The 13,688-nt window shown below is 59.1% G+C and carries 12 protein-coding genes and 1 riboswitch; of the genes, 5 read left to right on the forward strand and 7 right to left on the reverse strand.

All coding sequences use genetic code 11. The features are described from left to right. Positions 1-19: 19 nt before the first annotated feature. Positions 20-1,549, reverse strand: coding sequence for a sulfatase family protein (locus CA51_RS24315; RefSeq protein WP_145123708.1), 1,530 nt, complete (start codon positions 1,547-1,549; stop codon positions 20-22). A gap of 198 nt (positions 1,550-1,747) precedes the next feature. Here CA51_RS24315 and CA51_RS24320 point away from each other — a divergent pair, with 198 nt between their 5' ends. Then, a complete protein-coding gene (locus tag CA51_RS24320) occupies positions 1,748-2,986 on the forward strand; it encodes an outer membrane protein assembly factor BamB family protein (RefSeq protein ID WP_231745878.1) in 1,239 nt (412 codons plus the stop codon). Between the two features lie 14 nt (positions 2,987-3,000). Here the strand turns inward: CA51_RS24320 and CA51_RS24325 are convergent, their stop codons facing one another. Further along, entirely contained in the window at positions 3,001-3,354 is a 354-nt protein-coding gene (locus CA51_RS24325; RefSeq protein ID WP_197451444.1) for a DUF4870 domain-containing protein, read from the reverse strand. A gap of 196 nt (positions 3,355-3,550) precedes the next feature. Continuing rightward, a riboswitch (cobalamin riboswitch) is annotated at positions 3,551-3,768 on the forward strand. A 188-nt stretch (positions 3,769-3,956) separates the two neighbouring features. Here CA51_RS24325 and CA51_RS24330 point away from each other — a divergent pair. Both CA51_RS24330 and CA51_RS24335 read left to right on the forward strand, forming a co-directional pair. Beyond that, complete coding sequence (locus CA51_RS24330) at positions 3,957-4,844, forward strand: DUF1559 family PulG-like putative transporter (protein ID WP_145124332.1); 888 nt, start codon at positions 3,957-3,959, stop codon at positions 4,842-4,844. Between the two features lie 60 nt (positions 4,845-4,904). Then, the gene (locus tag CA51_RS24335; RefSeq protein WP_145123710.1) at positions 4,905-5,240 is read left to right on the forward strand and encodes a hypothetical protein; all 336 of its coding nucleotides are present in this window, start codon (positions 4,905-4,907) and stop codon (positions 5,238-5,240) included. 536 nt (positions 5,241-5,776) lie between these two features. On the opposite strand, the gene CA51_RS24340 is transcribed toward CA51_RS24335, so the two are convergent. Genes CA51_RS24340 through CA51_RS24360 form a run of 5 tightly spaced genes read right to left on the reverse strand, consistent with a single transcriptional unit; the run spans position 5,777 to position 9,451 of the window. Next, on the reverse strand, positions 5,777-6,670 hold the full coding sequence (locus CA51_RS24340) for a DUF58 domain-containing protein (protein WP_145123711.1): 894 nt from the start codon (positions 6,668-6,670) through the stop codon (positions 5,777-5,779). A 22-nt stretch (positions 6,671-6,692) separates the two neighbouring features. Beyond that, a complete protein-coding gene (locus tag CA51_RS24345; RefSeq protein WP_197451446.1) occupies positions 6,693-7,721 on the reverse strand; it encodes an AAA family ATPase in 1,029 nt (342 codons plus the stop codon). Positions 7,722-7,754: 33 nt separating this feature from the next. Next, the gene (locus tag CA51_RS24350) at positions 7,755-8,087 is read right to left on the reverse strand and encodes a hypothetical protein (RefSeq protein WP_145123712.1); all 333 of its coding nucleotides are present in this window, start codon (positions 8,085-8,087) and stop codon (positions 7,755-7,757) included. 2 nt (positions 8,088-8,089) lie between these two features. Then, positions 8,090-8,707 (reverse strand): class I SAM-dependent methyltransferase, encoded by a 618-nt coding sequence (locus CA51_RS24355; RefSeq protein WP_145123713.1) that lies wholly within the window; start codon positions 8,705-8,707, stop codon positions 8,090-8,092. Between the two features lie 27 nt (positions 8,708-8,734). After that, entirely contained in the window at positions 8,735-9,451 is a 717-nt protein-coding gene (locus CA51_RS24360) for a sugar phosphate isomerase/epimerase family protein (protein WP_145123714.1), read from the reverse strand. Between the two features lie 179 nt (positions 9,452-9,630). On the opposite strand from CA51_RS24360, the gene CA51_RS24365 reads away from it, so the two are divergent. Both CA51_RS24365 and CA51_RS24370 read left to right on the forward strand, forming a co-directional pair. Then, entirely contained in the window at positions 9,631-12,414 is a 2,784-nt protein-coding gene (locus CA51_RS24365; RefSeq protein ID WP_145123715.1) for a COG1470 family protein, read from the forward strand. Between the two features lie 129 nt (positions 12,415-12,543). Beyond that, complete coding sequence (locus CA51_RS24370) at positions 12,544-13,683, forward strand: site-2 protease family protein (protein ID WP_145123716.1); 1,140 nt, start codon at positions 12,544-12,546, stop codon at positions 13,681-13,683. Positions 13,684-13,688 lie beyond the last annotated feature (5 nt).

Below are 13,688 nucleotides of genomic sequence, written 5' to 3' on the forward strand. Positions count from 1 at the left end.
TATTACCCATACCTCAAGCCTATTTGTCGACGCGGCCTGGCGGGCGGGCACCGGTGGCAGGGCGTTTGGTCAGCTTGTCCCCCAGGTCGTTGCGAGCGGCTTCGGCGTGCTTCTGCAACATCGCCACGACTTCGGGATGTTGGTCGATCACATTCGTCGTTTCGTTGACGTCGTTGTCGAGGTCAAACAATTCGAGCCCGATCGTTGTGTGCTGATAGTTCGTCGGCAAACCATCGGTTCCTCCCGGCTTGCCAGCAAGCGTTCGGTAGCGATGCGGGAAGTGCAGCTTCCAGCGATCGTTGCGAACCGCATGCAGCTCGCCACCGCTGTAGTAACAGTAAAACGCTTCGTGAGGAGATTCGGCTTCCCCCTCTTTGTCGAACATCAGCGGACCGATGTCCTTACCGTCGATCTTGTGTTTGGGTAACTCAGCACCAATCAAATTTGCGACCGTCGGCAGGATGTCGATCGTCGACGCCAATTGATCACACGTCGTCCCAGCGGGAATTTTTCCTGGCCACTTCATCACCGTCGGCACGCGGTAGCCTCCCTCGAACATCGTTCCCTTCCCTTCGCGGAGGCTCGTCACGCCGGCGTGATCGCCGTACGACAACCAGGGTCCGTTATCGGAGGTGAAGATCACGAGAGTATCGTCCTCGATGCCGTTCTTCTTCAGCGCCGCGTTGATCTGACCAACCGACCAATCGACTTCCATCACGACATCGCCGAACAGCCCACGCTTGCTCTTCCCTTTGAACTTTTCCGAGACGTACAGAGGGACGTGAACCATGCTGTGAGGAACATACAAAAAGAAGGGCTTGTCTTTGTTGCGTTCGATAAACGAAACCGCTCGTTCGGTGTACTGAGTCGTCAGTTGCTCCTGATCCTCGCCGCTGACCTGCGGATTGATCGTTTCGTTCCCTTCGATCAACGGCAGGTGTGGCCAGCGTTTCACACGTTGTTCCATCGGCAGATGCAACACGTTGGGATGGTAGGGCCACATGTCGTTGCTGTAGGGCAAACCGAAGTACTCGTCGAAGCCGTGCTGCAGCGGCAGGAAGGGTTTCAAGTGTCCCAGATGCCACTTGCCATAGATCGCTGTCGCGTAGTCTTTCTGTTTACAGAGTTCGGCGATCGTCATCTCATCGGGATTCAGTCCCACCTTGGACGCTGGCCCAAACGCGCCACTGATCCCAAGCCGGCGGTTGTAACATCCGGTCATCAGCGCAGCTCGCGACGCCGAACAGACGGCCGACGAGACGACAAAATCGGTAAACCGACGCCCTTGCTGGGCCATCTCATCGAGGTTCGGCGTCTCAATCCCCTCGGCACCAAACGGGCCGATGTCTTCGTATCCCATGTCGTCGATAAAAATGACGACCACGTTGGGCAAGCGTTCCGCTGCGGCGGCGCGTTGTGATGCCGATCCGCCGACCAACAGACAGATCAACAAACTCAGCGGTGCTGCGATCGCTGGCGTCCATGTTCGGATCGCCCGCGGTCGGCGATGAATTCCCGACGACTGGATTGGAGGGTGGCTAGAGAGCATGGAAATCCCGGGTGGCTGAAGGTCTTGGGGGCGAGGTGGGAACCAAAATCGGCAGCCCCCAGTTTTATTGCTCGCCCGTGCCCGGTCAATTCCCGGCCGTAATTGAGGCGATTGGGTTGCGAGTTGCCACGTTGACAATCATGGTTTAATCTCAACGATCCCTCCCCAACCTGTGTTCAACTCCTGCCGAGGTGCCTTGTGAAGTCGATTGCCGCATTGATTGTTCTGTTGCTGGCTGGCACCGCGGTTGCCGAACAACCGAATTGGAACCAGTTCCGCGGTCCCGATGGCGACGGCAAAACCGGGGCGACAGGGCTGCCGGTCACCTGGAGCGATACCGAAAACGTCGTCTGGAAGACGCCCATTCACGGCAAGGGATGGTCCTCGCCCGTCGTTTGGGACGACCAGATCTGGATGACGACGGCATCCGAAGATGGCAAGCAGATGTCGGCGGTCTGCGTCGATTTCAACAGTGGCAAAGTCGTGCACGATGTGCCGCTGTTCGAAAATGCCGAACCGCGATACTGCCATCCGCAAAACAGCTACGCCTCGCCAACCCCGGTCGTCGAAGCGGGCCGGTTGTACGTTCACTTTGGCAGCTACGGAACCGCGTGTGTCGACACGACCAAAGGTGCCAAGATCTGGGAGCGACGCGATCTGATCTGCAACCACTGGCGTGCCCCCGGATCGTCGCCGATCGTGCATGGCAACCTATTGATCGTCGCCTACGACGGATACGACAACCAATTTGTGATCGCGTTCGATAAACAGACCGGCGAGACGGCGTGGCGGGTCGACCGAAACATCGAATACGGAACCGACAACGGCGATCACAAGAAGGCGTACAGCACGGCAAAGATCATCCAACACGAAGGTCGATCGGAAATGATCAGCCCCGGCGCTGTCGCCACGATCGCGTACGATCCCGAAACCGGCAAAGAGCTGTGGAAGGTTTATCACGGCGGAATGAACGCGGCCCCACGTCCGCTGTTCGCCAACGGTTTGGTCTACATCACCGGCGGCGCACACGATCTGGGTTTGATCGCCGTCCGCCCCGGCGGCACCGGCGACGTCACCGACTCCCACATCGTCTGGGGCAAGGGGCGTGGAATGCCCAAACGCGGATCGCAGATCATCGTCGACGACCTGATGTTTGCGATCACCGACGACGGGATCGCGATCTGCTTGGACGCCAAGACGGGCGACCAAATCTGGAAACATCGCATAGGCGGCGACTTCTGGGCCTCGCCGCTGTACGCCGAAGGTCGCATCTACGGCTTCAACAAAGATGGCGACTGCCCCGTGTTCGAAGCGAGCGAAAAATTCAAACTGCTGGCCAACAACAAGCTGCCCGAGACGATCTGCGCATCGCCCGCGGTGATCGGCAACAGCTTGATCATCCGCACGCAGTCGCACCTGTACCGGATCGAAAAATAGCGGCGGCGCGGCGGTTACTTCAACAGTCGCAGCGTGAAGGGATAGCGATACATCTCTCCCTCGTTCGCAGCCAAGGCGGCTCGGATTGCGAAGTAGACGTGGAAGACGACCAGCCCCAGGCCCAACGGAGCTGTCAAAAAGATCCCAAAACCAAAGGTCAGAAAGGTGGCGGCGACCAGCGCGATCCCATACAGCATCACCGAGATGTTGAAGTTCAACGCCTCCTTGCCATGCGCGTCGACAAACGGCATCTCATCCTTCTTCAGGATCCACACGACCAACGGCCCAAAGATGCTGCCCAGACCATTGGCCAGGTAGCCCAACAGGCCACATAAATGACATGCCATGGCGATAGTATTTGCATTCATGCTGCGATTCCTCCGTCTGATTCCGTCACCCAAACACCCGACAATCCCGCCGCACAGTGTGGTTCTTATAATGACAATTCGCCACGGCAGCGGCAATCTTGGATGATCGCAGGAATCGGGGGGCTCGCCAACTACCAATAGCTTCCGCGGCCGCGAGCCAGATAAATCAGCGATTGACGGACACACGACCGGTGTTAGAATCGACCGCGACATGGGTGCCGAGCGTCGACTTGTGGTCCGCTCGGAGAATAGGGAAAACGGTGCAAATCCGTTGCGGTCCCGCCGCTGTAACCGGGGACGAGGCTTAACTCACTGCCACTGTGACCGATGCGATCATGAAGATCGCGGTTGCGGGAAGGCATAAGCCGAGGCTGAACCGGGAGCCAGAAGACCTGCCCAGCTGTCATCGCACAATAGCGTCGTACCCTCGGGGAACAGGGAGCGGACGTGATTTTTCAGACCGCTCGCGCTGCAACGGCACTGGCCGGCAATCGTGCGAGCGACGAAAGATCTCGATCTTCGCTCATGCTCTGTGCCGGTAGGAACTGCGAACCGTAGAGCCACCGTGGCAGTCGGCTCGAAAGATCTTTCCATCCATGAAAATGAACAACACGCGCCGCGCCGGCTTCACGCTGGTCGAACTGCTGGTCGTGATCGCAATCATCGGCATCTTAGTTGGATTGCTGTTACCCGCCGTGCAACAAGCCCGTGAAGCAGCTCGCCGCATGCAGTGCAAGAACCGGCTGAAACAGATCGCATTGGCGCTGCATAATTATGCCGACACCTACCGCGAGACGATGATTCCGTACGTCGTCGAAGATCAAGCGCGGATCAATTACTTGGCGACCTACTCGGGAGCTCAGGGCAAGGCACAGTTCTGGTTCGGAACCGTCGACTACGACCAACCCGATCCGAACCAACAACTCGATTACACCCAAGGCCCTTTGGCCCCGTTCATCGAGACAAGTTACACATCGTTCCAATGCCCCGACTTTGGCCCCGGCCAGATGGACACTGTGAAATACGGTTTCCCCGCGTCGGGCTTTGGATTCAACGGCTACAACCTCTCGCGGTCCTCGGGGGTCGATTGGTTGCCGCCAACTTACGCCGCGGTCCCCAATCCCGAACCGATGGTCCGCCGTTTTGCCGAGGTCCGTTCGATGAGTGCAACAGTCGCTTTTGCCGACAGCGCCCAAGTCAAACTTGTCTCCTTCTCGCCGCCAGCTTACAGCTTTGAAGAGAACTGGTTGTTGGACCCTCCCAGCCACAACTTCCCCAACGTTCACTTCCGCCATCACGGCGCAGCGAACGTTGCCTTCCTGGACGGACACGTCGAATCGCGGCAGCGACATTTCAAGATCGATGTCCCTGGCACCAACTACATGTCATCCGAACAAGCTGCACTGATCGACGAGAAAAAGCTGGGCTATGTCAGCGACGGACACTTGGACGATCCTGCGTTGCAAGACGAACTGTACGATCGCGAGTAGGCACACGTCAGCCCGCTGAGTTCCTATTCGCCCCCAACGCCTTCCCCGGAAGTTCGATCGATGTCCGCCAAAGTAAAAATCCGCCAAGCTGCCGCTTGCCTGTTGCTCCTGACCGTAAACGGCTGCGGCGAGACCGCACCGCCGGTCGCCGAGGTCACTCAATCGGTCTACGTCGACATCGACACGATGCAAGCGGTTGTCGCCGACACCGCCACGCAGACTCCCGCCATCCACCCGGTCACTGGCAAACGGACGCTGCAACCGGCACTCTATTGCCCAAAGTGCGAGCGATGGCACGCGATCCCATCGGTCGAACAGATCAACCGAAAACCAGGCGCCACCCGCTGCCCCAAGACCGGCGCCGAAATGACCGCCGACGGTCCCTGGCCTGAATAGCGTTCGGCGGCCAATGGACCGCGAAGCGGCCCCAGAAGGTAGCCGGTGGTTTGAGCGCAGCGAATACCACCGGTAACCGATTCGCGAAATCGAACGCCGTCCCCGAACGGGGGCTCACATCGATCTGCGCTCCCTTCGGGAGCGGCTGCGCGTGTGCGGGCGTCGTGTTCCGGAGGTACGCCGCGGCGCGGCGACCTCCGGCTACCATCTGCGATCCCTGCGGGACTCGGTGTATATATCACAACCGTAACGTGCTCGCACCCAATGCAGGTGCCGGGCCGAAGGCCAGGCGATTTGCCTAGCCCAGGCCAGCGGCCTGGGAACACATCGCGCCCAGGTACAGCGAGGGCCAACGGTCCGGCGATTTGTTCGCCGATCGATCCGAACTGAGCAAATTGCCGGGCCGTTGGCCCTACCGATCGGATGCTGCGATCGCCATTCCCAGGCCGTTGGCCTGGGCTAGGCAAATTGCTGGAGCTTCGCCCCGCCAAACCCAACCAGGCTCCAAACGTTCCGACGGCCATTGCACCGGAGTTCTAAAACCGCGATTGGCGGCTGGCGAGGTATTCCGTGAGGGCTTTGTCGAAGGGCATGCTGGTGTCCAGCGGCACGTAATCGACTCGCAACTTGCTGCACCGCTCGCGATAGCCTTCGCGAAACTCTTCGATCGCTTCCAGGTAATCCTGGCGGATCTCGGTCGCGTCGACAGGCATCTTCTGTCCCGTTTCGGGATCCTCGAATTCGACAGGCCCATCGTACGGGAAATGGACTTCGGATTCGTCCAAGATGTGAAACAGGATCACGTCGTGCCCGGCGTGTCGCAATTGCGCAAGGGCTCGATAAACCGGCTCGGGATCGCCCAGCAGATCGGAAAAGATCATCAACAGGCTGCGGTGCGGCAACATCGCCGCGACGCGGTGCAAGCTGTCGCCGAGGTCGGTCTCCCCCTCGGGCTTCAAGCGCGACAACTGGGCTAACAGATCGGTCACCTGGCTGCGACGACTGCGCGCCGGCAGATTCGCTCGCAACTTGTCGCTGAACGTCAGCAGCCCCACCGGATCCTGCTGCATGATCATAAGATAGCAGAGCGAGGCGGCTAGGCAGATCGAATACTCAAACTTCGAAAACTGCTGGCGATGCGTAAACCCCATCGAACGACTGAGGTCCATCATCAGATAGCCGGTCAGATTCGTTTCCGATTCGTATCGTTTGACGTAATACTTGTCGGTCTTGGCGTAGACCAGCCAATCGATCGTCTTGGGGTCGTCCCCTTTGCTGTAGCGGCGATGCTCGCTGAACTCGACCGAAAACCCGTGGTACGGGCTGGCGTGCAAGCCCTGCAAAAAACCGCGAACGACCATCTGAGCGCGTAGATCCAGACGCTTGATCTGGTTCAGAACTTCCGGCTTCAGATAGCTTTCGGCGGACATGAGTTTCGAACCTAACGGTGGATCATTGAGCGAACTTGGGGGCTTCGGGAACGGGGACGTCTTTGATCAGTCGAGCGACCAAGTCGTCGGTCGTTACCCCTTCGGCCTGGGCCTGGAAGTTCGTACTGACGCGGTGCCGCAGGATCGGAACTGCCACGTGCCGCATATCGTCGATGTCGACGCTGAAGCGTCCATCCATCGCGGCGATCGCTTTGCCACCGTTGATCAAAAACTGACCGGCCCGCGGACCAGCCCCCCAGTCGACCATCTCCTTGATGTAATCGGGAGCCGACGGATCGCGAGGCCGCGTGGCGCGGACCAACATCGATGCGTATTTGATCGCATACGGGCTGACCGCCACGCTTTGCACCAACTTCTGCACGTTCAGAATCGCCCGCCCCGACAGGACCTTGTTCGGTACCACGATCTCGCCGCGGGTGGAGTTGGTCAGGATCTGCTCCTCCTCAGCCGCCGACGGATAGTCGACTTTGATGTTGAACATGAAGCGATCCAGTTGAGCTTCGGGCAGCGGATACGTTCCCTCTTGCTCGACAGGGTTCTGCGTGGCGATCGTGAAAAACGGATCGGGCAGACTGTAAGTCGTATTACCGACACTGACCTCGCGTTCCTGCATCGCTTGCAGCAGCGCCGCTTGGGTCTTGGGCGGAGTCCGGTTGATCTCGTCGGCCAACAAGACGTTAGTGAAGATCGGGCCTTCCATAAAGCGGAACTCGCGGCGGCCGTTGGGATCCTCTTCCATCACGTTGGTGCCGGTGATGTCCGACGGCATCAGGTCGGGAGTAAATTGAACCCGCTTGAAATCGACGTCCAAGATCTTCGCCAGCGTGCTGACCATCAGCGTCTTAGCCAGACCGGGGACACCTTCTAACAGACAGTGGCCGCGGGTGAAGATCGCCGCCAGCAATTGCTCGACAACCTCGTTCTGCCCCACGATCACCTTGCTCAATTCTTGCCGCATCGTCTGTTGATGCTGCGCGAATTCTCGCAGCACGTCGCCCAGGTTGCGTGGCTTGTTGGTCGGAGTGTTCATGCGGCGTACCTGCCTGAGGGTTGGGTGGTTCCGTTACTCTTTCGCCAGCGACTTGACGAATTCCACAAAGATCTCGATCTGCTTGGGCGATTCGGTCCGGTCGATCACGCGGTACAAATGCTTGGCGGTGCCCGACTGCTTGCCGTCCAACGGAACTCCGCCAGCCAACAGGTCGCCGATCGTGCCGCCACCGGTCGTCTTCAGCGTCCGCCCGACCTTGCCACCTTGAGTCATCGCCCAAAAAGTAGTCGCGGCGTTGGTGCTGTCGCGATCGGTCGCCACGTCGGATCGAACTGTGTCGCCTTGCAGCGGTCCGTCGCGGAAGTGAAAGATGATCACGCCACCTTCGATTTGATTCACAGTCATATTTATCTGGGCACTTTGCGAACGAGTCTCATGTCGTAGGGGCCGCAAAAGGTTAAAAAGCAGGCCCCGTTTTCGGCGTACTTTTCAAACACCGTCTCTAAAAAGTCGCCTTCTCCCGGCCAAGGGTAGGCGAAGATCAGATCGAAGTCATCCACATACAAACCAATTTCTGGATACACACTATCCTCGGAATGCCCCAGCGAGGGTAGCCCCAGGTCATCGGCCAGTCGCTCGCTGCCGTCGGGCAGAAAGTTTCCGTGCCACAATTCGACCGATGCTTGCAGGTCGGCGATCGTCCGCCGCGCCTCGACGATCAGATCGGCTTCGGCTTCGATCCCGATCACGTCCCAGCCCAGTTCGTCCGCCAGGCAGCTGACGACAGCAAACCCGCAGCCCCATTCGCAGAAGCGATTCCCCGAGACGATCCGCTGACTGCGGATCAGGTCGAGCGACTGGTGGACCAGTTCAAAATCGGAGGCGACAAACTGTTCGATCGGCGCGCGATCCCAACGATCTTGAAAACGCTGGATTCGATCGCTGGCTCGCTGCAGCCAATCGATCGTCGCCTGCGGGGGCTCGCGGTCCAGATCGATCGGCAGGTCGATTTCTATCAGAGGCACAGAGGGTGACTTTCGAAGGTTGCCAGCTTACATATTGGCCAGATAACCGACGGCGTCGGCGATCTCGGCGATTGGATCGGCGGCGCCGCTGCGTTGCACCACGACCCAACCTTGATAGTGATAGTTTTCCATGTAGCCGAGGATGTCGTGAAAATCGGCAAGCCCCTGACCAAGAGGAACTTCGATTCCGCGACCCGCCGCCAGATCCTGAACCCCATCGCGAGCGCAGATCAATCGAACCCGATCGCCCAAAACGCGGAGGGCTTCGCCGGCGGAGAAGCGGTTGATGATCAGGTTGCCAGGATTGAAGGCGACCGGCGTAAACGACTCCTCGTTGGCATCCAACAACCGCAACAGATCCGCTCCATCTTCGGTCCCCGTTTCGGGAGTCAAGAAGGCACCGATGTGCGCGCCATAGCGATTGATATCATCCAAAACGCAGCGGAGATGATCCCAAGCGGCGCTCTCGGGATCGCTGGGAACTTGGCCGATTTGGTTGACGACAACATCGGTCCCCAACCGGAACGCCATCCGCAACGTCTGCTTGGTCGCTTCGACGCGGCGGTCCAGATCGTCGACGACGTCGTAGCCGCGGCGGGTTTGAAAACGGATCGAACTAATCCGCAAATTCAGATCATCCAGCATCTTCCGGAACTGCCGAACACCTGTATCGGTTAGTTCGGCTGGACGCAGCTCGGTTCTGGCGTCGATTTCGACAGCACCGGCTCCCATCTTTGCCGCCATAAGCAAAGCTTTCTTAAAGGGCAGGTTCAGAGATCCAAGTCGGACGGCGATACGAGTTTGAGACACGTTAGTTTCGTTAGACTCCGCGCGGTGAGGACTGACCCGATTTGTGTCAGCCCCAATACTAGAAAGGCGCCACTTTAAGCGGCATCGAGGCCAACAGAAAGTGGATTGAGATTTTGAAACGAAAATCGCTCACCAACGCATCGATCGCAGCCCCCAGAGGCTGCCGGTTCGTTCCGCCAGCGGCGGTGCGATTGCTTGCGATATTCGCCGCCACAATTTTAATCGCCAGCCCCGCCGCTGCGAAGGGAGCCATCTCGACAGCCAAAACGGTCACTCAGTGGTCGTTCAATCAAAGCGACGACATCAATTACGACAACTGGCCCGACAATTGGCGACGCCGACAGGGCCCCCAGTACCCCGCCTACCTGTCGATCGAGATCGTTCCCAAGTCGACCGAACTGATGGAAGCGGCGATCCGCGCAGACCATCAGTTTGGCCCCTACCGAAAGCTCGCCGAGCGGATGGGGATGCCCCGAGATTGGTTGTTCGCCGAACGGCTGGTCGACCGCTACCTAAGGGTTCAATTGAACGGCGGTGCGGCAGTCGTGCAAAGTCCGCCAGTTAAAGTCGAATCGATTTACAGCTACCGTTTCGTCGGTTCAATCTCCACCAAAGGGTTGAAGCACGATTCGGCTTGGATCGAATTCCTGTTCATCGATGCGGAAGGCAAGGTCGTAGGGGCGCACTCGACGCCCAAGTTCAGCGGCGATACCGACTGGACTCAAGTCGCTTTGCCAGCAGTCCCGCCCCCCCACGATGCAGCCAACATCATCGCGCGGCTGAACGTCCAACCGGGGCGTGAAGCAGACATCTATGGCGAAGCCGGCTTCGACAACATCCGCATCGAAAGCTTGCCACAACTGCAAGTCACCACCGACCAACCGCGCGGACTCTACGCCGTCGGGCAACCCGCCATGGCCTCGTGCCACGTCTCGGGATTAGCCGAACCTGTGACGCGACTGCGTTTCCGATTGCAGGGCCCGATGGGCGAACGGATCGCCGAACACGAGGCCGCGTTGGAAAACGACGCGACCGCGCGACGACTGCATGGACCACAGCCTCAGTCCAATGCAAGCGGCCCTTCGCAACAATCGCTGACAACCTCCTGGCAACTCCCATCGCTAGGACCCGGGTTTTATCGCGTGCATGTCGACCTGTTCGCCAACGAGACGCAAACGCACACAGCCACCGCGACGCTAGCGGTCCTGGAAAAACTGTCCGGACAAAGCGGTCCTTTCGGATGGACGCTCGGTTCGGGGCACGATCCGATCTCGCGGCGCGAACTGCCGCAATGGCTGCAGCAATGCGGCGTCGGTTGGGTGAAATATCCCTGCTGGCTGGATCAGTCCGACACGCAAGGCGCCGACGACCTGGCTTGGATGATGGAGCGACTGCAGGAACGAGGGATCAACAGCGTTGGGATGTTGGACCAACCGCCTCACGAGACGCGGACTCACAACGATCCGCGAGCCAGGAAGCCGCTGGCGCCGCTTCTGCGCAACCCGACCGACTGGCAACCACAACTCGAGGCTCTACTGACACGCCTTTCGATGCGGACGACGTGGTGGCAGATCGGTGGCGAGGGAGATCACAGCTTCTTGCGGCACCCCAATCTCGCCGACACGATCGACGAGATTCGTCGCGAACTGCAAGGTTTCGGGCAACCGATTCGCGTCGCCCTGCCGTGGCCATGGCTGGATCCGCTTCCCACCGACTACACCGGCGGATGGAAAGCTGTCTGCATGACCGAACCCGAACCGTACACGACTGCCGAATTGGACGCGAACCTCGACGCGATGCCATCCGATGGACTGGAGAAGTGGATCACGTTGGACCCGCTGAATGTGGACCGCTACCTCCTGGAGGATCGGATCCGCGACCTCGTCGGCCGGATGTTGACGGTCCGTCGCCACAACGTGCCGATCGCTTTCGTCTCCAATCCGTTCAATTCGGAACTGGGGATCCTGAATCCCGATGCAACTCCCGGCGAGATGCTGCTTCCCTGGCGAACCACCGCGACGTTGATCGGCGGGCTGCAATACGAGGGTGCGTTGCAAATGCCCAACCGCAGCCAAAACGTCGTGATGTCCGATGGGCAGCGGGCGGTGATGGTCGTTTGGAACACCGAACCGACCGAAGAGCGGATCTATCTAGGGGATAACGTTCAACAGATCGATGTCTGGGGGCGTGGGGAAGAAGTGCCGACCGATGCCGAGGGCCGCCAGATCATTCAGGTAGGAACGCTCCCGACATTTTTAATCGCGATCAATCCGGCGATCGCCGAGTTCCGACTGGCTGCCGATCTGCACCCAACGCGGCTGGAGAGCCTGCCTGGGCGACGACAAACCTTGCACATGCGGCTGAAAAACACGTTCGAATCGACGATCACAGGCCGCTTTACTCTGCAGCCCCCAATCACTTGGGAGACGCAACAACAACCGACGACGGTGAACCTGGGCGAGAGCGCGACCGCTGATGCCACCGTCGACGTGGCGCTCCGCAGCAATGCGGCGATCGGCCGCGAGCGGGTTCGCTTCGATTTCCTTGTCGACGCCGAAAAACGCCACCGCTTCAGCATCTGGCGCGACCTGGACGTCGGCCCCGAAGATATCCAAATCGATCCAAGCATCCGCTTTGATCCCTCCGGTTCGTTGATCGTGACAGTCAATTTGATCAATCTGTCCGATCGCCAGCAGGACTACAATTGTTATATGTTGACTCAGTCGCAGACGCGGCGACACCAGCGAAATCAATTGTCGGTCGGCCCCCAACAACAGGTCGCCAAAGACTTTGTCTGGGCTAACGGCAAGGAACTGCTGGGGACCACGATGACCCTGCAAGCTCAAGATCGCAACAGCAAGCGGGTGCTGATCTACCCGATCCCTATCGAACACTAAGCCCCGTGGCTGGCAGCGGTCGGTCGAGCCGGTATGCTGAGATGTCCGCGTCGCGCGGTTCGCTGCGACCAACCGCCAGCCTGCGACCGACAGCCCATTTCCCAAGCCCCAGTATTCTAGAACTCATCCATGATGTCTCGCCGCTTCAAGCTGGGAACCTTTTTCGGAATCGCGCTGTTCATCCATTGGAGTTTCTTCCTGATGCCCGCGCTGGTGGCGTACAGCGAATGGAGCAACGGGGGCCGCTGGATCGATGTGCTGTTGACCCTTGGGTTTGTCGTGCTGCTGTTCGCCTGTGTGATCCTTCACGAATACGGACACGTGCTGGCCGCGCGAGCCTTCGGAGTTGGCACCCGCGACATCACGATGCTGCCGATCGGCGGCGTCGCCCGGCTGGAACGAATGCCCGAAGAACCGTGGCAGGAATTGATCGTGGCCGTCGCCGGACCGGCGGTCAACGTCTTGATCGCGGCGACGCTGGGGATCGGGATCGTCGCCTTTTATGGTTTTAATCTCGATGCCGATGGCGAAAGCAACATGTTCGCCCATCGATTGTTTGCGGTGAACATCGCCCTGATCGTCTTTAATATGATCCCCGCCTTTCCGATGGATGGCGGCCGGGTCTTCCGATCGGTTGCGTCGATGTTCACCAACCACCGCCGCGCCACCTGGCTCGCGATGCGACTGGGACAAGTGATTGCGATCGCGCTGTTTGCATTGGGGATCTCCAACCTCTCGAACCTGCCGTTCCTCCCCTTCATCGCCGCCTTTATCTTTTGGGTCGGGATGATGGAATATCGCCAAGTCGATATCGCATCGCAAGTCAAAGACCTCCGCGTCCGCGATGCGATGCTGCGACAGTTCTGCGTTGCGCCGATCGACAGCTCGATCGCTGATTTCGCCGAGCGTGCGGCCGACCAACTGCAGCGAACCTTTCCGGTCGTCGAACATGGTCTCTATCGTGGCGTGCTGCAACTGGAACAAATTGCCACCGCGATGCAGACCGCCAACGGGCAACAGCAAACCGTGGGTGAGATCGCGCGTTGGGATTCGATCACCGTCGATGAAGATGCTCCGCTAGAAGAGGTTTTGGTCGGCATGCCTCGCGACGCGACGCAGATCCCGGTCCTCGATACGACAAACAAAGTCGTCGGACTGCTGGACACCGACAGCTGCCTGCGACGAGTCGCGTTGCGTTCCGGGCGGTCCCACAATCCGGCAGCCCCCGCCAGTATCGACTATTATTCACCTCCTGGAGACGAACGTTAGCCCAC

The organism is Rosistilla oblonga, assembly GCF_007751715.1.
Taxonomy (GTDB): domain Bacteria; phylum Planctomycetota; class Planctomycetia; order Pirellulales; family Pirellulaceae; genus Rosistilla; species Rosistilla oblonga.

Coding starts and splice junctions, on each gene's coding strand:
- CA51_RS24330 (WP_145124332.1), top strand. CDS start 3,957: ATGAACAACACGCGCCGCGCCGGCTTCACGCTGGTCGAACTGCTGGTC.
- CA51_RS24340 (WP_145123711.1), bottom strand. CDS start 6,670: ATGTCCGCCGAAAGCTATCTGAAGCCGGAAGTTCTGAACCAGATCAAG.
- CA51_RS24370 (WP_145123716.1), top strand. CDS start 12,544: ATGATGTCTCGCCGCTTCAAGCTGGGAACCTTTTTCGGAATCGCGCTG.
- CA51_RS24350 (WP_145123712.1), bottom strand. CDS start 8,087: ATGACTGTGAATCAAATCGAAGGTGGCGTGATCATCTTTCACTTCCGC.
- CA51_RS24360 (WP_145123714.1), bottom strand. CDS start 9,451: ATGGCGGCAAAGATGGGAGCCGGTGCTGTCGAAATCGACGCCAGAACC.
- CA51_RS24345 (WP_197451446.1), bottom strand. CDS start 7,721: ATGAACACTCCGACCAACAAGCCACGCAACCTGGGCGACGTGCTGCGA.
- CA51_RS24315 (WP_145123708.1), bottom strand. CDS start 1,549: ATGCTCTCTAGCCACCCTCCAATCCAGTCGTCGGGAATTCATCGCCGA.
- CA51_RS24325 (WP_197451444.1), bottom strand. CDS start 3,354: ATGAATGCAAATACTATCGCCATGGCATGTCATTTATGTGGCCTGTTG.
- CA51_RS24335 (WP_145123710.1), top strand. CDS start 4,905: ATGTCCGCCAAAGTAAAAATCCGCCAAGCTGCCGCTTGCCTGTTGCTC.